Raw genomic sequence first — 18,996 nt, 5'->3', positions numbered from 1 at the left:
TTATTTATAGCGCCTTTTGCATATTAATGACCGAACGGGCGTTCGAGGCGCTGGTAGCCAGCACATCTATAACCCCGGTGCGTAATGCCCCCAGGATCGCCGTCGCTTTCGTACTTTCGGAGGCGATAGCGATGACGCAGGGAATGGCCCGCAGCTGTTCGAGACTTAAGCCAATGACCCGGTCATTCATCACCGTATCGACGGGTTTGCCCTGAATATTGAAAAAGCTGTACCCCGCCAGATCGCCCACCACCCCCTGTTCCTGACGCGCGGTGGCAATTTCCTGCGGCGTAAACCAGCCGAGCTGGACCATAAAGCTGTTTTCATTCATATCGCCGAGGCCAATGATCGCCACGTCAGCTTTGCTGGCCTGTTCGAGCGTGGCCTTAATCAGGCGGTTTTGCATAAAGGCGGCGCGCAGCTCCGGGGTTTCCACATAGGCCGGGGCGTAAAGCGTTTCGCTGAAGCCGTTAAATTTGCGCGCCAGATTCCGGCTGATGTGGTCGGCGTCGATCAGCTGATTGTCGCGCTTGGTTCCGCCGATGCCGCAGATAAAGCGGCAGTGGCGCTCAGGAAACACACCGACGTGATTCGCCACCGCGGCCACATTGCGCCCCTGACCAACGGTGACGGTCATATCGTTTTTTAACACCCCAGCCAGGTAGTTACTGACCAGGGCCGCCACCTGCTGGCGCTGTTCATCTTCATCATGGTGATCCAGGGCAATCAGCGCGCGCTTAATGCCAAAGTGCGAAATAAACTGCTGCTCAATCTGGGAGCTGAAGACCGGATGGTATTTGACGCTGATCTCAACAATCCCTTCCTGGCGCGCTTTTTTCAGCAGGCGCCCGACTTTGATACGCGAAATGCCGAATCGTTTGGCGATCTCTTCCTGCGTTTGTTCCTGATCGTAATAAGCCACCGCAATTTCAGTGAGCAGGGCGTAATCTGAGTCTTGTTCAATCATGGCCTGGAATTTCCATCTCTGGTGTCCCTCTTATATTACTGCGCCTGCAAAATAAATTCCTGTGTAACGCGTTGAACAATGTCGCAATAGCCTTGTGCGTCCCAGGCCGCGCGGCCGATAAACAAGCCATTGATCTCCGGCTGGCGCAGCAGTTCCACCGCGTTTTGCAGTGTAACGCTGCCGCCATAGAGCAGTGGGATACGGATTCCTGTCTCATGACCAAACCGCTCGCAAAGCGCCTCACGCAACGCCTGATGAATGACGCCCGCCTCCTGCGGTGAGGCGGGCGTACCATGTTCGCCAATGGCCCACACCGGTTCATACGCAATCAGGATCTGCAGCGCTTGCTGGTGGCTCAGGCCATACAGGGCGATCTTCGTCTGCCGCACCACGCTTTCACGCGACACCTGCCAGCGTTTCTCCTCGGCGCTATCGCCAATACAGATCAGTGGGCGCAGGCCATGACCTAAGGCGCTATGTACTTTTCGATTAATCGCGGCATCGCTTTCATTAAAGGCGGCGCGTCGTTCTGAATGTCCCAGCTCAACAAGCGTGGCGCCGGTTTCTGCCAACATGGCCGCCGAGATTTCCCCGGTCCAGGCGCCCTGATCCGCTTCATGCATATTCTGCGCGCCGGTCAAAAGTGGTAACTGATGCATTTGCAGAAAATGGCTGACGGGTTGGATCGCGGTGAAGGGGGGAATGACGAAGGGCTGAATAGCAGGGTGACAGCCCTCTGGCATCCGCGCTGCCAGCGTTTCGCACCAGGCCATGGCCTGCGACAGCGGCTTATTCATTTTCCAGCTGGTTCCTAACCATATCGGGGTCATCTTTGCTTCTCCTGTTAATAAAATCAAACGCTTGCAAAATGTGGGTGTCATACCCTGTATTGAGGTTGAACTTTTTATCAGTATATGAACATATGTTAGATCACATTTTTCGATGAAAAAAATCTATGAATTTTTTTATGTGATCCTCATCACTAATGGCGGCTCATTCATCAGGTAATGTTTTGAGCATATGATTTTACTATGAACATATGAACAATCAACTGAGACAAGAGAGGCGCATGATGTCAGCAGAGAAAAAACCCGTTGTGGCGATTACCATCGGCGATCCGGCAGGGATCGGCCCAGAGATCACAGTGGCCACCATGATGGACAAAAGCGTGTATGACGAGTGCAAACCGTTCCTGATCGGCTCGGTACCGATTATCAGCCGGGCGATGAAAATCATGGGCTGCGATTTTGCTATCCATAAAATTGCTCATCCTCAGGAGGCCCGTTTCAGCTGGGGGACGCTGGATGTCCTAGAAACCGGCGACTACGACTGCGACAGCATCGAATGGGGCAAGGTGCAGAAGCTGGCGGGGCAAATGTCGCTGGACTATGTGATGAAGTCGATCGAACTGGGCAAAGCGGGGCTGATCGACGTGGTCTCTACTGCACCTATTCATAAGGAAGCCATCAAGCTGGCGGGATGTAAGCTCCCGGGCCATACCGAAATCTATCAGGTGGAAACCCAATCTGATTATGGCTTGACTATGTTCCACGTCCACAACCTGCGCGTCTTCTTCGTGAGCCGCCATATGGCGCTAAAAGCTGCCTGTGACTATGCCAATAAAGCGCGGGTGCTGGCCTGCGTTCAGCAGATCCATCATGAATTTACTGCCCTGAACATCAACAATCCGCGTATTGCCGTGGCCGCCCTGAACCCGCATGGTTCCGACAACGGTCTTTTTGGTCACGAAGAGGCAGACAATCTGATCCCGGCGGTGAAAGCGGCCCAGGAGATGGGGATCAACGCTATCGGGCCGGTACCGGCCGATTCCGTGTTCCATCTCGGCAAACAGGGGCGCTACGACGCCATTCTCTCGCTTTATCACGATCAGGGGCATATCGCCTGTAAAACCCTCGACTTTGAACGTTCAATCACCATTACCTTCGGCCTGCCGTTTATGCGCAGCTCCGTTGACCATGGGACGGCGTTTGATATCGCCGGTACGGGTAAGGCGGGTACTGTCAGTATGCTGGAGTCGACGCTGGTGGCGGCCCGTTACTGGAAAATGAAGCATCAATAATCGCTGAGGTTCATGCGAATCACGAGGACAGAGAAATGGAAAAACATCTGTTGATTAGCAAGGGCTGTAAGGGCTGGGGTGGGCCTCTGACTATCACGCTGGGTCAGGGAAAAAAGATTGCGTACATTACCGGGGGGATCCGTCCCCCGGTCGTGGACCGCCTGAGCGAACTGACCGGCTGGCCCTCCATTGATGTATTCAAAAATGGCGAACCGCCGGCAGAAGAGATTGGTTTAATGGTCATCGACTGCGGCGGCACGCTGCGCTGCGGACTCTATCCGAAGCGGGGAATTCCCACCATTAACCTGCATCCCACCGGCAAAAGCGGCCCGCTGGCGGAATTTATACACGAAGGGATCTACGTCTCCGGGGTGACGCCTGCCTGCATTGAGATGGTCTGGCCACAAGGGGAAGGCGGAAAGCTTGGGATCGTGGCTGACGATCTGACCGGGGCAACAACCGTCGGGGTGCTGCTGGCACGTAGCGGTTTAAAAACCGCCGCGTTTTTCGATACCGAATCCTTCTCCCGCAATGAGGTCGAGTATCCGGCGATGGTCGTCAGCAGCGACAGCCGCCCATTGCCGAAAGCGGAGGCCCAGCACAAAGTGAGCGCTGCGGTGAAACAGCTGCAGGCTCGCGGCGCGCACTACTTCACCAAGCGGATTGATACCACGCTGCGCGGCGGCATCGGATTTGAAATCGATGCCATGCTGGAACAACTGCCGCAGGAGACGGTGGCGGTTGTGGTGCCGGCGATGCCGCAGTCACGGCGTATTCTCGTCGGCGGTTATTCGGTGATTGATTCGGTAGCCCTGTCGCGGACCGATGTGGCTCGCGATGTACGTACCCCGGTCACCGAGTCGTGGGTGCCGGGACTGTTGGCGGCGCAGACCCATCATCAGGTCGGGCATATCGCGCTGACGTCGGTGATGAAAGGCGAAGGGCAAATCCAGCAGGATTTGCAGGAGCAACAGCAACGCGGCGTGCGGGTGATAGTGGTCGATGCGATAACCGTCGACGATGTCGATGCCATCGCCGGGGCGGTAGTGGCCCTGAACTGGAACGTGCTGGCCGTCGATCCGGGGCCCTTTACCGAACGGCTGGCGGTTCGTCGCGGCCTGATGCGCGAAGCGCGGAGCAGCGCGCCCGCGAGCCTGACAGCGGACGGCCAGCGCGGCTCGATTTTGATCGTTGCCGGCAGCGCAACGCCAGTAACCAAAAAACAGCTCCAGTATTTGATCGCCAGGGATGACCGGGTCTGCCATATCCCGGTGGATGCCGAGCTGTTGGTTGACAGGAAAAACGCCGCTGAGATTGAAGTCAATCGCGTGGTACAGCATGCCCGACAGTGCGTCCCGGCGCAGCACAACGCGCTCTTTGTTTTTGAATCCGCCTTGACCGGGCGGTTGCTAAACCTTCAGGAAGAGGAGCAGAGATTTGGTCTGGCCCACGGTGAGGCTGCGCAAAATATTAACCACGGATTGGGCAGTATTGTACGCGAGGTGCTTAACTGTGCGTCGGGTGAAATTAAAGGATTGTATATGACCGGCGGTGACACCATGGTCAATGTCCTAAAAGAGCTGGGCGCGACCGGAATAGAAATGATTGACTATGTCATCCCGCAAACCGATATGGTGCGGATTATTGGTGGTGATTATGCCGGCTTAATTTGTGTCGGAAAAGGAGGGTTAACCGGACCGGAAGATATTATTGGCATCATTGTTGACCGAATTTATCAAGAAGCACAGCAATAACCCAGTCATCTAATAAAAAATAAACGACGTAATGGTCGTCAGGGTAGTATTGCGTCGTTATCTCTGTTAAATCTTAATTTAAGAGTCACCCTATGAATATTAATATACTTGAGAAAATGAATAAGGTGCCCGGTGGGCTAATCATTATTCCACTGCTGGTGGCAATATTGATTAATACCTTTGCTCCCCAGGTGCTCAGTATTGGCGGCCCGACCACCGCTTTATTTAAAGTCGGTTCCAGCGCCATGATGGGCATATTTTTGCTCATTTGCGGAACCTCAATCAATATCCGTCAGGCCGGTTTGCCGCTCTATAAAGGCGCCGTGCTGCTGTTTCTCAAATGTCTGGCCGGGGCCCTGGCGGTATGGGCCGCGGGAACGTTGTTTGGCCCGAGCGGATTTCTCGGGATATCGACCCTGGCGCTGATTGCCTGCCTGACCAGCTCGAACAGCTCCCTCTATATCGCATTGTGCAGCAACTATGGCGATGCCAGTGATGCCGGGGCGATCTCCGTGTTCTGCATCAAGGATGGTCCGTTTGTCACCATGATGGTGCTGGGCGTCAGCGGCCTGGCCAATATTCCCTTCGCCGCGCTGCTGTCGATGCTTATCCCGCTGCTGATTGGCATGCTGTGGGGCAATCTGGACGAACGTTTTAAACAGTTATGCGCCGCGGCGCAGCCGCTGGTGATCATTATTATGTCGTTCGCCATCGGCGCCAACTCCAGCATCAATACGGTGTTTACCGCCGGCCTGTCCGGGATCCTGTTGGGGATTATCTCCGCGCTCACCGGGATTGTGTTCTACTTTATCTACAACCTGTTTTTGAAGAAGAAAAGCGCGCTGGGCGCCGCGCTGGGAACCACCGCCGCCAGCTCAGCGCTGACGCCGGCGATGGTTGCCCAGGCGGATCCTTCGCTGGCGATGTACGTGGATGCCGCCACCGCGCAGCTGGCGACGGCGAGCATTATCACCATGATCACCGCGCCGATACTGGTCGCCTGGTTTGATAAACGGCTGAAAAAGCGGGCGCCAGCCGCTGAACCTTTGAAAGACGCGAAAAGTGAAGAGAGCGTGACATTATCTTCCCCTGCCGCTAAAGGACACAAATAGTATGAGCGTGCCGTTGTATTCATTACGAATTACCGCCGTCGGGGAATATGTTGAGTGCTCTTTGCGGGAGCAGCGGCTTATTTTATTCTCCGATGCCGTTCCCGACGATATTGCGAGTTATTGCGCCGTACACCAGGCCAGCGAACTGACCGCCGAGTTAGCGCCCGGTCAGCGAATGAAATTAAATGATAAAAATTATCGGGTGACCGCGGTAGGCAGTGTGGCAACGGCAAATTTACGACAGCTTGGCCATATCACGCTAAATTTTGATGGCGCAGATATCGCTGAATTACCCGGGACGGTACACCTTTACGGCGAACCACCACAAATTATTCAGCCCGGCGACCAAATTTCGTTTTACCCGAATTGTCATTAAGACGTACTGTTAAATTAAGGAAATAACCATGAAAACAATCGCTATTGGTGCGGATGATGCCGCCTATGCTTTTCGCGATACTATCGTCGCTTATTTGAATGGGCTGGGAATAAACGTCGCGGATTACAGCAGCGATAAGCGCCAGGGGAGTACCGTTTATCCGGATGTTGCCCATGCGGTGGCGATGTCGATTAAACAGGGCGAACACGAGCGCGGCATTCTGATCTGCGGTACCGGCATTGGGATGAGTATTGTGGCCAATAAAGTCCCCGGGGTCCGTGCCGCCCAGTGTCACGATACCTTCTCCGCTGAGCGAGCGCGTAAAAGTAACAACGCGCAGATTATTACCCTCGGCGCGCGGGTGATTGGCACTGAGCTGGGCAAAAAAATTATTCAGGCGTGGCTTGAGTCCGAATATGAAGGCGGCGGCTCCGCGCCCAAAGTGGAACGTATTGATTATTACGAACACCAGCATGCCAGAGATTAATCTCCGCAGTCGTAAGATAAGGAACAGATGATGAGCCAGTTAGACGAACTGAAAAAATACACCACGGTTGTTGCTGATACCGGCGATATTGAATCGATTAAAAAGTTTGCACCCCAGGATGCGACCACCAACCCCTCGCTGGTGCTGAAGGCCGCGCAGCTGCCGCAGTATCAGCCGCTGATTGCCGATGCGATTGGCAAGGCACGCCGCCAGGGAGGCAGCGCAGAAACACAATTGATTAACGCCTGCGATCAGGTGGCAGTGGATATCGGCAGCGAGGTGCTGCGCCATGTGCCCGGGCGTATCTCCACCGAAGTGGATGCCCGCTTTGCCTGGGATCGCGGGATGTGCGTCGCGAAGGCGCGCAAGCTCATCCAGTTATATGAAAAAAATGGCATTGGTCCCGAGCGGATTCTAATTAAGCTCGCCGCCACCTGGGAGGGCATTCGCGCTGCCGAAGAGCTGGAGCAGAGCGGTATAAACTGCAACCTGACGCTGCTGTTCTCTTTCGCTCAGGCCCGGGCATGCGCCGAAGCGGGCGTCTTTCTCATCTCGCCCTTTGTGGGCCGCATCTACGACTGGTATCAGAAGCACCAGCCGCAGTCAGCCTATCAGGTGGACAGCGATCCGGGCGTGGTCTCTGTGCGCCAGATTTATCAGTATTACAAATCCCATGGCTATGACACGGTGGTAATGGGCGCCAGCTTCCGTCGAATTGAGCAGATCCAGGCGCTGGCGGGCTGCGATCGACTGACCATCTCTCCGGCACTGCTGGACGAGCTGGCGGCCAGCGAAGGGGCGTTGACCCGCCAGTTGACCCCCGGCTGCGTGACGGAAACCCGTCCCAGCCCGATGACGCAGGCGGAGTTCCTCTGGCAGCATCATCAGGATCCCATGGCAGTGGAAAAACTAGCGGAAGGGATCCGACTGTTTGCTGTCGATCAGGTGAAACTGGAACAACAGATTCAGCAGATGTTGTAATCCGCGGGGATAAAGACTGATGAAAACGACAAATACCACTCGCCGCCAATGCGCCAACGCGCTGCGTGCCCTGAGCATGGACGCAGTACAGAAAGCCAAATCCGGCCACCCGGGTGCCCCGATGGGTATGGCTGACATTGCCGAAGTGCTGTGGCGTGATTTCCTGAACCATAACCCGAACAATCCGGCCTGGGCTGACCGTGACCGTTTTGTACTGTCCAATGGCCATGGTTCGATGCTGATTTACAGCCTGCTGCACCTCACTGGCTACGATCTGCCGATATCCGAGCTGAAAAACTTCCGCCAGCTGCACTCCAAAACGCCGGGCCACCCGGAAGTCGGCTACACTGCGGGCGTGGAAACCACCACCGGTCCGCTGGGCCAGGGTATCGCTAACGCGGTCGGGATGGCTATCGCCGAGAAAACCCTGGCGGCGCAGTTCAACCGTCCGGGACACGATATCGTCGACCACTACACCTACGCCTTCATGGGCGACGGCTGCATGATGGAAGGCATTTCTCACGAAGTGTGCTCCCTGGCCGGTACCCTGAAGCTGGGCAAACTGGTGGCCTTCTATGATGACAACGGCATCTCCATCGACGGCCACGTTGAAGGCTGGTTCACCGACGATACCGCCAAACGCTTTGAAGCCTACGGCTGGCACGTGGTGCGCGGCGTTGACGGTCACGACGCTGACGCCATCAAACGCGCAGTAGAAGAAGCGCGCGCGGTCACCGACAAACCGTCCCTGCTGATGTGCAAAACCATCATCGGCTTCGGTTCGCCGAACAAAGCCGGTACCCACGACTCCCACGGCGCGCCGCTGGGCGACGCCGAAATCGCCCTGACCCGCGAAGCGCTGGGCTGGAAACACGCGCCGTTTGACATCCCGTCTGACATCTATGCGCAGTGGGATGCCAAAGAAGCCGGTCAGGCGAAAGAAGCGGCATGGAATGAGAAGTTCGCTGCCTACGCCAAAGCCTTCCCGCAGGAAGCCGCCGAATTCACCCGTCGTATGAAAGGCGAGATGCCGTCTGACTTCGACGCGAAAGCCAACGAGTTCATCGCGAAGCTGCAGGCCAACCCGGCGAAAATCGCCAGCCGTAAAGCCTCTCAGAACGCCATCGAAGCTTTCGGTCCGCTGCTGCCGGAATTCCTTGGCGGTTCCGCTGACCTGGCGCCGTCCAACCTGACCCTGTGGTCTGGTTCTAAGCCGATCAACGAAGACACCGCGGGTAACTACATTCACTACGGCGTGCGTGAGTTCGGTATGACCGCTATCGCCAACGGTATCGCGCTGCACGGCGGCTTCCTGCCGTACACCTCCACCTTCCTGATGTTCGTGGAATACGCGCGTAATGCGGTACGTATGGCGGCGCTGATGAAGCAGCGTCAGGTGATGGTCTACACCCACGACTCCATCGGTCTGGGCGAAGATGGCCCGACTCACCAGCCGGTAGAGCAGGTGGCTTCCCTGCGCGTAACGCCGAACATGTCCACCTGGCGTCCGTGTGACCAGGTTGAATCCGCGATTGCGTGGAAATATGGCGTCGAGCGTCAGGACGGTCCGACCGCGCTGATCCTCTCCCGTCAGAACCTGGCGCAGCAGGAGCGTACCGCAGAGCAGCTGGCGAACGTGGCCCGCGGCGGTTATGTGCTGAAAGAGTGCACCGGCTCGCAGCCGGAGCTGATCTTCATCGCCACCGGTTCAGAAGTGGAACTGGCGGTTGCCGCGTGGGACAAACTGACCGCCGAAGGCGTGAAGGCGCGCGTGGTTTCCATGCCGTCCACCGACGCGTTCGACAAGCAGGATGCGGCTTATCGCGAATCCGTACTGCCGAAAGCCGTGACCGCGCGCGTTGCCGTGGAAGCGGGGATTGCTGATTACTGGTTCAAATACGTTGGCCTGAACGGCGCCATTGTTGGCATTACCACCTTCGGTGAGTCTGCGCCGGCTGAGCAGCTGTTCGAGGAGTACGGCTTCACCGTCGATAACGTGGTTGCTAAAGCGAAAGCGCTGCTGTAAATCCCCACCACTATCGCCTGGCCCGGAGTCGGGCGATACGCTCTCTGAGTAATGATCTTCCGGTCATGAGTTTGTCTTTTCCTTTCTGAACCATTTCCCACTCTATTTTGTGCGTGACCGCTGATTTCTGTACGTTTTTTTGTGCAGACCGGCAAATGTAGACCAGATTCAATAGGCGTCCGCACGTTCGCGCCGCGACCCTGTTCCCCCGCCCGGAAGTCTGCAAAGGAGACCCCGCCATGCCGTCACCGATGATTTATCAGAATCTCACCACCACCGCGCTGCTCAGCCATGCGGCGCAATACCACAGCGAGACGGAGATCGTTTCGGTGGGCGCCGGCGGTGAGAAAGAGCGCAGCTGCTGGGGGGAAGTGGCCAGCCGCGCTCAGCGGCTGGCATCGGCGCTGGCGTCGCTGGGGCTGCCGCCGGGCGCCCGCTGCGCCACCCTCGCATGGAACAATCGCCGCCACCTGGAGATCTATTTCGCCGTCGCCTCCGGCGGCTGGGTGACGCACACCGTCAATCCGCGGCTGTCGGTTGACCATCTGCGGTATATCCTCAACGACGCCGCCGACGAGGTGCTGTTCTTTGACCAGACCTTTTTGCCGCTGGTGGCGCAGCTGCTGCCGCAGCTGCCGACGGTGAAACACGTCGTGCTGATGGCGCCCCGCAGCGAAGCGGCGCTCAGCCAGCTGCCCTCATTGCTGTTTTTTGACGAACTGTTGCAGCAGGGGATGGCAGACTATCGTTGGCCGCCGCTCAATGAACTGACGCCGGCCTCGCTCTGCTACACCTCGGGGACCACCGGCCGACCGAAAGGGGTGTTGAATACCCATCGTTCGCTGGTCCTGCATGCCCTGAGCGGCAATCAGCCGGACGCCGCCGGGATCTCGGCCAGGGATAGCCTGTTGCCGGTGGTGCCGATGTTCCATGTCAACGCGTGGGGGACGCCGTTTATCGCCGCCATGGTCGGCGCGCGGCTGGTGCTACCGGGGCCGCACCTCGATGGCGACAGCCTGCTGCAGCTGCTGGCCGCCGAGAAGGTGACGGTGGCGTTCGGCGTGCCGGTGATCTGGGCCGGTCTGTTGGCGGCGATGCGGCGGTCGGACATGCGGCTGCCTGATTTTAAACGCGCGTTTGTCGGGGGCTCCGCGCTGCCGCCGTCGATGATGGAGGCCTTTCAGCACGATTACGGCATTACGCTGATCCACGCCTGGGGAATGACCGAAACATCGCCCATCGGCACCATTAACACACTGTTGAGCAAACATGACGCACTCCCGGCGCCGGAGCAGCAAAAACAGCGTACCGGTCAGGGGCGGCCTATTTTTGGCATCGAGCTACAGGTGGTGGATGTCGAGGGGGACCCACTGCCGATGGACGGCCAAAGTCAGGGATATCTGCAGGTCAGAGGGCACTGGGTGGTGGAGCAGTACTATGGTCAGGACGAAAGCGCCCTGACCGCGGCTGGCTGGTTTGATACCGGCGATATCGGTACGCTCGACGCCAATGGTTATCTGGTGATCAGCGATCGGGCAAAGGATATCATCAAGTCCGGCGGCGAGTGGATCTCCACCGTTGAGCTGGAGAATATCGCCATCGCGCATCAGGCGGTGCGCAGCGCGGCGGCCATCGCCGCCCGCCACCCGCGCTGGGACGAGCGGCCGGTGCTGCTGTGCGTTCGCGTGGAAGGGGGCGAAGTGGAAGAGAGCGATCTGCTGGCCTGGTTTGAGAAACGGGTGCCCAAATGGCAGATCCCGGACCGGGTGATATTTGTCGATGCGCTACCGGTCAGCGCCACGGGCAAGGTGCTTAAGAATCAGCTGCGCCAGGCCTATGGAGAGATATTAATGAGTGAGGGAAAATGAGCCACGCGCGACCCGGTCTGACGACCTGCTCTCAGTATGACGCAGCGCTGCACGCCTTGTCGGCGGCGCGCCAGCGCTGGGCGGAGACCTCAGTGAATCGTCGTCTGGCGCTCCTGCGCCAGATCAAGGATGCCCTGGCTTCAATTGCTCCTGCGTGGGTGGAGGCGGCGGCGAGGGCCAAAGGACTACCGCCAGGCGATCCGCTGACGGGCGAAGAGTGGCTGGCAGGCCCCTGCGCGCTGATGGTCGGCTGCAACGGGCTCATCGCCACCCTGGAGCAGCTGGAGGAGAAGACCTTTCTGCGGCGGATCCCGCTGCGGACGCTGGCGGACGGCCGCCTGGCGCTGCGGGTGGTGCCCGGCACGCTCTGGGATCGACTGTTGCTGTCTGGTGTTCGCGCTGAAATTTGGATGCAGCCGGGGGTCACCCGGGCCAATCTCGATCGCTGCGCGGCAGCCGCATACGATATCCCGCCGGCCGCGCGGCAGGGCAAGCTGGCGCTGGTGCTCGGCGCCGGGAATGTGGCCGCTATCGCGCCGCTGGACGTATTACACAAACTGTTTATTGAAAATCAGGTCTGCCTGCTGAAGCTCAACCCGGTGAATGATTATCTGCACGATCTGCTGGCTCAGGCTCTGGCGCCGCTGATCGCCATGGATGCGCTCCGCATCGTCACCGGCGATGCCCAGGCGGGGGCGTGGCTGACCACCCATCCCGCAGTCGATGAGATCCATATCACCGGCTCGCGGGAGAGCCATGACGCTATCGTCTGGGGCGACGGTGAGGCGGCTCGCCAGCGTCGGGCCGCCGGGACGCCGCTGAACCCGCGTCGGGTGACCTCGGAGCTGGGCGGCGTCAGCCCTACCATTATCGTCCCCGGTCCGTGGAGCGAGGCGGATATCGCTTTTCAGGCGCAGCAGCTGGCGACGCAGAAGATGAACAATGGCGGGTTTAACTGCGTGGCCAGCCAGGTGCTGATCCTGCAGCAGGGCTGGGAGCCGGCGTCGGCCCTGCTTAATCAGCTGTACCGGCTGATCGCCGCCAATACCCGTCCGGACTATTACCCCGGCGCGGAAAACCGGCTGACTGACTTTCGCCTGCGCGCCCGTCAGCCGCTGGAGATAGCCCGCGGCGACGCGCTGCCGTTGATTGTGGCGAACACCGAGGATGATCCTGACTTCTGCCAGCAGGAGGTCTTTGGCCCGGGGCTGTCGATCACCCGCCTTGAGGCCGACAGCGCGGAAAGCTTTTTGCGCCAGGCGATCGGCTATGCCAATCAGCGGCTGCAGGGCACGCTGGGGGCCAATATTGTGATCCACCCGCGCACCCGCAAGGCGATTGGGCGTAAGCGTTTTAACGCGCTGATCGCCGAGCTGCGCTACGGCACGGTGGCGATCAACTGCTGGAGCGGGGTGGCCTTCCTGTTAGCTCCCTGCCCGTGGGGGGCGTTTCCCGGCCACAGGCTCGACGATATTCAGAGCGGGCGGGGCAAGGTGCATAACAGCTTTATGCTGGAGAAAACCGAGCGCACGGTGATTGAGGCGCCGTTTCGGCCGTTTCCGCGCAGTCTGTGGCATGGCGAACTGACGCTGATGCCCCTGCCGCCCTGGTTTATTACTCACCGGGGGCAGGAAGCGGTGGCGCAGCGGCTGGTGGATTTTTACCATCGGCCGCGCTGGCGCAAGCTGCCGGCGATCCTCTGGCGCGCCCTGAGGGGCTAAAGTGAGAGCAAAAAAAGGGCGGAACCGCGGCTCCGCCCGGCGGGATTAGCGGCCCGCTTTCAGCTTCTGGTAATACTCTTCATAAATAGCGCTGGCGCTGCCGACGTCATTTTGCCATTCGCCTTTCTCGATGGTGGCGGCGTCCGGATAGAGCGATTTATCGTTGGCCACGGCCGGGCTGAGCATTTTGCGCGCCGCCAGGTTTGGCGTGGGGTAGCCGATGGTTTCCGCGACCTGCTTGGCGACATCCGGGCGTAGCAGGAAGTTAATCAACTTCAGCGCGCCGTCGACGTTTTTCGCATTTGCCGGGATCGACAGGCTGTCCATCCAGAAGATGCCGCCTTCTTTCGGCCAGATCACTTCCAGCGGCGTACCAGCCTGGCGGGCGACGTAAGCCGAACCGTTCCATACCATGCCGAGGTTCACTTCGCCTTCCATATACGGGTTCGCCGGGTTATCGGAGTTAAACGCCGCGACGTTGGGCATCAGTTTTTTCAGCTCGTTATAGGCGGCTTCAATCTCTTTCGGGTCGGTCGTGTTGCCGGAATAGCCCAGCTTACGCAGCGCTATCTGGAACACTTCGCGCGCGTCGTCGGTCAGCAGCAGGCTGCTTTTGTATTCCGGCTTCCACAGGTCGGCCCAGCTGGTGACGGTTTTCGGATCGATAGCGTCGCTGTTGACGCCGATGGCCGTCGCCCCCCAGATGTAGGGGATGGAGTAGTCGTTATTCGGGTCGAACGGTTTGTTCAGCATCTGCGGATCGAGGTTGCTGAAGTTAGTCAGCTTGCTCTTATCGATCTTCTGCAGCATGCCTTCTTTACGCATCTTGTCGACGAAGTAGGTCGACGGGACGACCAGGTCGTACGCCCCGTCTTTATAGGTCTTGAGCTTGGCGTACATGGTTTCGTTCGACTCGTAGGTCGAGTAGATAACCTTGATGCCGGTCTCTTTGGTGAACTGCTCCAGCAGGCCCGGCGGCACATATTCGGTCCAGTTGTAGAAGTAGAGCGTTTTGCTGTCGTCCGCGTGGGCGGCGCTCATGCCGATTGCCAGAGCGCCCGCCGCGAGCAGGTGGCGTGACCATTTTTTCATTTTAACGTCCCCTGAGTTTTATCACGTGCAATTAACTGACTGGCGATGACCATCACCAGCGACAGAACCAACAGTATCGTTGCCAGAGCGTTCACCTCTGGCGAAACGCCGACCTTGACCATCGAATAGATCTTCAGCGGCAGGATTTCATACCCCGGACCGGTGACGAACGAGGAGACCACCACGTCATCCATCGACAGCGTGAAGCTCAGCAGCCACCCGGCCGCCACCGCCGGCAGGGCCAGCGGCAGGATGATTTTGCGCAGGATGGTCATCTCGCTGGCGCCCAGATCTTTCGCCGCCTCCAGCATCCGCACATCAAAGCCTTTCAGCCGGGAGTAAACGGTGACCACCACAAACGGCAGGCAAAAGGTGATATGCGAAAACAGCAGCGACCAGAAGCCAAGCTGGACGCCAATCAGCATAAACAGCACCAGCAGGGAGATGGCCATGACAATATCGGGCGACATCATCACTACAAACAGCATGCCGCTAACGAACGGTTTGCCGCGAAAACGGTAGCGGTACAGCGCCACGGCGGTTAGCGAGCCGATAAGGGTGGCGAAGGTCGCCGACAGCACCGCCATGGTCAGCGAGTGCTGGGCGGCCTGCAGCAGGCTATCGTTGTTCATCAGCAGACTATACCAGTCGGTGGTGAACCCCTGCCAGTTGATGCCGAAACGCGACCGGTTAAACGAGTTAACGATCAGAATAATAATAGGGATGTAGAGATACGCGTAGATGGCGGTCATAAAGCCGCCGCGCAGCAGTCGACCGATCATTCCAGCTCCACCTTTTTATTCAGCAGGCGCGCCGCGCGCCAGTAAATCAACAGCATCAGGCCCATCACCAGGGTTAAGGTAATGCTGGTTGCCGCGCCGAACGGCCAGTCGCGAATATTGAGGAACTGGCTCTTGATCACATTGCCGATCAGCAGGTTCTTGGCGCCGCCCATCAGGTCGGAAACGTAGAACAGCCCCATCGCCGGCAACATGACCAGCAGGCAGCCGGCGATGATCCCCGGCATGGTCAGCGGAATGATGATGCGGATAAACGTCTGCAGCTTGCTGGCGCCGAGATCTTTCGCCGCTTCCAGCAGCGGCCGATCCAGTTTCTCAATGCTGGAGTAGAGCGGCATCACCATAAACGGCAGCAGGATGTACACCAGGCCGATAATCACCGCCGACGGGGTGAACATAATGCGTATCGGCGTGTCGATCACTCCCAGCCACAGGAGAAACTCGTTCAGGTAGCCTTTGGTGCTGAGGAAAATCTTCAGCCCGTAGATGCGGATCAACGAGTTGGTCCAGAAGGGAACGATCAGCAGGAACAGCAGCAGAGGCCGCACCTTCTGCGGCAGCCGGGCAAGGAACCACGCAAACGGGTAGCCCAGCGCCAGGCAGGCGAGGGTCGCCAGCAGCGCCATGTTCAGCGAATGCAGCAGCACGTCGTAATAGAGCGGATCCAGCAGCCGCGAGTAGTTGTCCAGCGTGAAGACCAGCTTGACGAAGTTAGCGTCGTCGCGGGTCAGGAAGCTGGTGGCGATGATCATCAGGTTGGGCAGAAAGACAAACAGCACCAGCCAACCGACGATGGTGGCGATCACCACATTCTGGAATTTACTGGTGTTCTTCATCGGCCAGCACCACCTCCCAGCTCTCCACCCAATTGATAGACATTTTCTGGTCAAGAGAGTGGTCGAAATCCGGGTCGTCTTCGTTAAAGAATTCGCTGACCATCACCATTTTGCCGTTTTCCAGCTCCACCACCGACTCGAGAGTCATGCCCTTATAGTTGCGCTCGCGCACATAGCCGATCAGGCCGTCGGCGTCGCTGTTGTGGTGGATCTCATCGACGCGCAGATCTTCCGGGCGCAGCAGGACATGCAGACGCTGGCCGGCCTCCACCGCAAAATTGACGGTGATGTTGCATTCACGCCCTTCCACGCTGGCCCGCACGCGCTGTTCGTCGAGGCGTTCAATGACCGTGGCGTCGAAGATATTGATCTCGCCGATAAAGCTGGCGACGAACAGGTTTTTTGGCTCTTCGTAGATCTCGCGCGGGGTGCCGTCCTGTTCGATTTTGCCATCACGCATCACCACGATGCGATCGGACATGGTCAGGGCCTCTTCCTGGTCGTGCGTGACGAAGACGAAGGTGATGCCGAGCTTACGCTGCAGCGCTTTCAGTTCGTTCTGCATCTGCTTACGCAGCTTGTAATCCAGCGCCGAAAGGGACTCATCGAGCAGCAGTAGGCGCGGTTTGTTGACCACCGCGCGGGCGATGGCCACGCGCTGCTGCTGGCCGCCGGAGAGCTGGTGCGGTTTGCGCTGGGCAAACGCCTCCAGCTGCACCATCTTTAAGGCATCCATCACCCGCGGAGTGATTTCCGCCGCCGGGGTTTTCTGCATCCGCAGGCCGAAGGCGACGTTCTCGAACACCGTCATATGCGGAAACAGGGCGTAGCTTTGGAATACGGTATTAACGTGGCGGTTTTCCGCCGGAACATGAGTGATATCGTGATCTTCGAGATGGATCCGTCCGCTGTCGACGTTTTCCAGGCCGGCGATAAGGCGCAGAACGGTGGTTTTACCGCAGCCAGAGGGGCCAAGCAGGGTGAGAAACTCACCATTGTTGATGGTCAGGTTAAGGTTATCGATGACCGTTTTACCATCAAAGCTTTTGCGAATTCCCGCCAGTTGCACCAGCGGCGAACGCGAACGCGGTTGTATATTCAATTTTTGACTCTGTCCCATGTAGACGCAACGGAAACTTCCGACCGCTGCGGGGTTTGTGATTAACCACCTTTGGGGTTGCACGTTTTTAATAAGGGCCAGCATTCTACGGCAAACGAGGGTAATCGCCAATCCTTGATACGCCTGCATAGTCTACCTTTACACCATAACGTCGGTTCCGTTATTAAATTTCGCTTTACGGGCTAAGAATGACCTGACGCAATATTTGTCTTTTCTGGCTTATCAATAATGTTGTCACAAAAGAAGAGGGTGGCTACATGGATAAATTGCTTGAGCGTTTTTTGCAGTACGTTTCTTTGGACACGCAGTCGAAGCCTGGCGTTCGTCAGGTCCCCAGCACGGAAGGGCAGTGGAAGCTGTTACGCCTGTTGCAGGCGCAGCTGGAAGAAATGGGACTGGTCAAGGTAACGCTGAGTGAAAAAGGGACGGTAATGGGAACCCTGCCTGCCAACGTCGAGGGCGATATCCCGGCCATCGGCTTTATCTCTCACGTCGACACCTCCCCGGATTTCAGCGGCAAAAACGTTAACCCGCAGATTGTCGAAAACTATCGCGGCGGCGATATTGCGCTGGGTATCGGCGATGAGGTGCTCTCCCCGGTGATGTTCCCGGTTCTGCATCAGCTTTTGGGTCAGACGCTGATCACCACCGACGGGAAAACGCTGCTGGGGGCGGACGACAAGGCCGGCATCGCCGAGATCATGACCGCGCTGGCGACCCTGCAGGCGAAAAATATCCCCCACGGCGATATCCGCGTGGCCTTCACCCCCGATGAAGAGGTCGGAAAAGGGGCGAAACATTTCGACGTCGAGGCCTTTGACGCCCGCTGGGCCTATACCGTTGACGGCGGCGGGGTCGGCGAACTGGAGTTTGAAAACTTCAATGCCGCCTCGGTGACCATTAAGATCGTCGGCAACAACGTGCACCCCGGCACTGCGAAAGGGGTGATGGTCAACGCGCTGTCGCTGGCCGCGCGGATTCATGCCGAAGTGCCGGCCGACGAGGCGCCGGAGACTACCGAAGGCTATGAAGGCTTTTATCATCTCACCAGCATCAAAGGCAGCGTCGATCGGGCCGAGATGCACTACATCATCCGCGATTTTGACCGTAAGCACTTCGAGGCGCGCAAGCGCAAGATGATGGAGATCGCCAAAAAGGTGGGCAAGGGGCTGCACCCGGACTGCTATATCGAGCTGGTGATCGAGGACAGTTATTACAATATGCATGAGCAGGTGATCGCCCATCCGCACGTGGTCGATATTGCCCGCCAGGCCATGGTGGACTGCGATATCGAACCGCAGATGAAGCCGATCCGCGGCGGTACCGACGGGGCGCAGCTCTCGTTTATGGGACTGCCATGCCCGAACCTGTTTACCGGCGGCTACAACTATCACGGCAAACATGAGTTTGTCACCCTGGAAGGGATGGAGAAAGCGGTGCAGGTGATCGTGCGTATCGCCGAGCTGACGGCGGCACGAAAAGGGCATTAATCTTCTCAGGCAGCCCGGTAGGGCCGCGTGTCGGACAAGACGCCGGATGGCGGCTGCGCCTTTTCCGGCCTACGGTCCAACCGGTGGCCGCGGAACCCGTAGGCCCGGCAAGCGCAGCGCCGCCGGGCGGTCAACAGCAGAGCGGGTACTCGTCTTTATGCCGGATGGCGGCTAACGCCTTTTCCGGCCTACGGTCCAACCGGTGGCCGCGGAACCCGTAGGCCCGGCAAGCGCAGCGCCGCCGGGCGGTCAACAGCAGAGCGGGTACTCGTCTTTATGCCGGATG

General features: G+C 58.2%; 16 protein-coding genes. 10 read left to right on the top strand and 6 right to left on the bottom strand.

Going from position 1 to position 18,996, the window contains the following annotated elements:
- Positions 1-4: 4 nt before the first annotated feature.
- Both AC6CWS_RS05670 and AC6CWS_RS05665 read right to left on the bottom strand, forming a co-directional pair.
- Positions 5-967 (bottom strand): sugar-binding transcriptional regulator, encoded by a 963-nt coding sequence (locus tag AC6CWS_RS05670; RefSeq protein ID WP_004140612.1) that lies wholly within the window; start codon positions 965-967, stop codon positions 5-7.
- Between the two features lie 35 nt (positions 968-1,002).
- The gene (locus tag AC6CWS_RS05665) at positions 1,003-1,797 is read right to left on the bottom strand and encodes a triose-phosphate isomerase (RefSeq protein ID WP_065881727.1); all 795 of its coding nucleotides are present in this window, start codon (positions 1,795-1,797) and stop codon (positions 1,003-1,005) included.
- A gap of 242 nt (positions 1,798-2,039) precedes the next feature.
- Here AC6CWS_RS05665 and pdxA point away from each other — a divergent pair, with 242 nt between their 5' ends.
- The 9 genes from pdxA to AC6CWS_RS05620 all read left to right on the top strand — a co-directional run bounded on the left by pdxA (position 2,040) and on the right by AC6CWS_RS05620 (position 13,372).
- On the top strand, positions 2,040-3,047 hold the full coding sequence (gene pdxA / locus AC6CWS_RS05660; protein WP_008806010.1) for a 4-hydroxythreonine-4-phosphate dehydrogenase PdxA: 1,008 nt from the start codon (positions 2,040-2,042) through the stop codon (positions 3,045-3,047).
- Positions 3,048-3,082: 35 nt separating this feature from the next.
- Positions 3,083-4,801 (top strand): four-carbon acid sugar kinase family protein, encoded by a 1,719-nt coding sequence (locus AC6CWS_RS05655; RefSeq protein ID WP_012968563.1) that lies wholly within the window; start codon positions 3,083-3,085, stop codon positions 4,799-4,801.
- Positions 4,802-4,893: 92 nt separating this feature from the next.
- The gene (locus AC6CWS_RS05650; RefSeq protein ID WP_004204602.1) at positions 4,894-5,913 is read left to right on the top strand and encodes a 2-keto-3-deoxygluconate permease; all 1,020 of its coding nucleotides are present in this window, start codon (positions 4,894-4,896) and stop codon (positions 5,911-5,913) included.
- Position 5,914: 1 nt separating this feature from the next.
- Positions 5,915-6,289: a PTS glucitol/sorbitol transporter subunit IIA gene (locus AC6CWS_RS05645; RefSeq protein WP_064180330.1), complete on the top strand. Its 375-nt coding sequence runs from the start codon at positions 5,915-5,917 to the stop codon at positions 6,287-6,289.
- 28 nt (positions 6,290-6,317) lie between these two features.
- Entirely contained in the window at positions 6,318-6,776 is a 459-nt protein-coding gene (gene rpiB, locus AC6CWS_RS05640) for a ribose 5-phosphate isomerase B (RefSeq protein WP_008806013.1), read from the top strand.
- Positions 6,777-6,806: 30 nt separating this feature from the next.
- Positions 6,807-7,757, top strand: coding sequence for a transaldolase (gene tal, locus AC6CWS_RS05635; protein ID WP_065881725.1), 951 nt, complete (start codon positions 6,807-6,809; stop codon positions 7,755-7,757).
- Positions 7,758-7,776: 19 nt separating this feature from the next.
- On the top strand, positions 7,777-9,783 hold the full coding sequence (gene tkt / locus AC6CWS_RS05630; RefSeq protein ID WP_080901869.1) for a transketolase: 2,007 nt from the start codon (positions 7,777-7,779) through the stop codon (positions 9,781-9,783).
- Between the two features lie 239 nt (positions 9,784-10,022).
- Complete coding sequence (locus AC6CWS_RS05625; RefSeq protein ID WP_065883852.1) at positions 10,023-11,651, top strand: long-chain fatty acid--CoA ligase; 1,629 nt, start codon at positions 10,023-10,025, stop codon at positions 11,649-11,651.
- Positions 11,648-13,372 (top strand): aldehyde dehydrogenase family protein, encoded by a 1,725-nt coding sequence (locus tag AC6CWS_RS05620; RefSeq protein WP_065883854.1) that lies wholly within the window; start codon positions 11,648-11,650, stop codon positions 13,370-13,372. Before AC6CWS_RS05625 ends, AC6CWS_RS05620 begins: the two co-directional genes overlap by 4 nt.
- Positions 13,373-13,417: 45 nt before the next feature.
- Here AC6CWS_RS05620 and potD read toward each other — a convergent pair whose 3' ends face one another.
- Genes potD through potA form a run of 4 tightly spaced genes read right to left on the bottom strand, consistent with a single transcriptional unit; the run spans position 13,418 to position 17,220 of the window.
- Positions 13,418-14,464, bottom strand: coding sequence for a spermidine/putrescine ABC transporter substrate-binding protein PotD (gene potD, locus AC6CWS_RS05615; RefSeq protein ID WP_023289157.1), 1,047 nt, complete (start codon positions 14,462-14,464; stop codon positions 13,418-13,420).
- Entirely contained in the window at positions 14,461-15,246 is a 786-nt protein-coding gene (potC, locus tag AC6CWS_RS05610; RefSeq protein WP_004150813.1) for a spermidine/putrescine ABC transporter permease PotC, read from the bottom strand. Before potC ends, potD begins: the two co-directional genes overlap by 4 nt.
- A complete protein-coding gene (gene potB / locus AC6CWS_RS05605; protein WP_004150812.1) occupies positions 15,243-16,100 on the bottom strand; it encodes a spermidine/putrescine ABC transporter permease PotB in 858 nt (285 codons plus the stop codon). The genes potC and potB overlap by 4 nt, the downstream gene beginning before the upstream one ends.
- Positions 16,084-17,220: a spermidine/putrescine ABC transporter ATP-binding protein PotA gene (potA, locus tag AC6CWS_RS05600; RefSeq protein ID WP_017898964.1), complete on the bottom strand. Its 1,137-nt coding sequence runs from the start codon at positions 17,218-17,220 to the stop codon at positions 16,084-16,086. Before potA ends, potB begins: the two co-directional genes overlap by 17 nt.
- A gap of 257 nt (positions 17,221-17,477) precedes the next feature.
- Here potA and pepT point away from each other — a divergent pair, with 257 nt between their 5' ends.
- Positions 17,478-18,710, top strand: coding sequence for a peptidase T (gene pepT / locus AC6CWS_RS05595; protein WP_023289160.1), 1,233 nt, complete (start codon positions 17,478-17,480; stop codon positions 18,708-18,710).
- Positions 18,711-18,996: the final 286 nt, after the last annotated feature.

This window comes from Klebsiella sp. M041, from assembly GCF_059759695.1.
This window is presented reverse-complemented; position numbering and strand designations above follow the sequence as displayed.

Excerpts from the sequence above, each read along its gene's own strand:
- AC6CWS_RS05670 (WP_004140612.1), bottom strand. The coding sequence starts at position 967 with ATGATTGAACAAGACTCAGATTACGCCCTGCTCACTGAAATTGCGGTG.
- AC6CWS_RS05665 (WP_065881727.1), bottom strand. The coding sequence starts at position 1,797 with ATGACCCCGATATGGTTAGGAACCAGCTGGAAAATGAATAAGCCGCTG.
- pdxA (WP_008806010.1), top strand. The coding sequence starts at position 2,040 with ATGTCAGCAGAGAAAAAACCCGTTGTGGCGATTACCATCGGCGATCCG.
- AC6CWS_RS05655 (WP_012968563.1), top strand. The coding sequence starts at position 3,083 with ATGGAAAAACATCTGTTGATTAGCAAGGGCTGTAAGGGCTGGGGTGGG.
- AC6CWS_RS05650 (WP_004204602.1), top strand. The coding sequence starts at position 4,894 with ATGAATATTAATATACTTGAGAAAATGAATAAGGTGCCCGGTGGGCTA.
- AC6CWS_RS05645 (WP_064180330.1), top strand. The coding sequence starts at position 5,915 with ATGAGCGTGCCGTTGTATTCATTACGAATTACCGCCGTCGGGGAATAT.
- rpiB (WP_008806013.1), top strand. The coding sequence starts at position 6,318 with ATGAAAACAATCGCTATTGGTGCGGATGATGCCGCCTATGCTTTTCGC.
- tal (WP_065881725.1), top strand. The coding sequence starts at position 6,807 with ATGAGCCAGTTAGACGAACTGAAAAAATACACCACGGTTGTTGCTGAT.
- tkt (WP_080901869.1), top strand. The coding sequence starts at position 7,777 with ATGAAAACGACAAATACCACTCGCCGCCAATGCGCCAACGCGCTGCGT.
- AC6CWS_RS05625 (WP_065883852.1), top strand. The coding sequence starts at position 10,023 with ATGCCGTCACCGATGATTTATCAGAATCTCACCACCACCGCGCTGCTC.
- AC6CWS_RS05620 (WP_065883854.1), top strand. The coding sequence starts at position 11,648 with ATGAGCCACGCGCGACCCGGTCTGACGACCTGCTCTCAGTATGACGCA.
- potD (WP_023289157.1), bottom strand. The coding sequence starts at position 14,464 with ATGAAAAAATGGTCACGCCACCTGCTCGCGGCGGGCGCTCTGGCAATC.
- potC (WP_004150813.1), bottom strand. The coding sequence starts at position 15,246 with ATGATCGGTCGACTGCTGCGCGGCGGCTTTATGACCGCCATCTACGCG.
- potB (WP_004150812.1), bottom strand. The coding sequence starts at position 16,100 with ATGAAGAACACCAGTAAATTCCAGAATGTGGTGATCGCCACCATCGTC.
- potA (WP_017898964.1), bottom strand. The coding sequence starts at position 17,220 with ATGGGACAGAGTCAAAAATTGAATATACAACCGCGTTCGCGTTCGCCG.
- pepT (WP_023289160.1), top strand. The coding sequence starts at position 17,478 with ATGGATAAATTGCTTGAGCGTTTTTTGCAGTACGTTTCTTTGGACACG.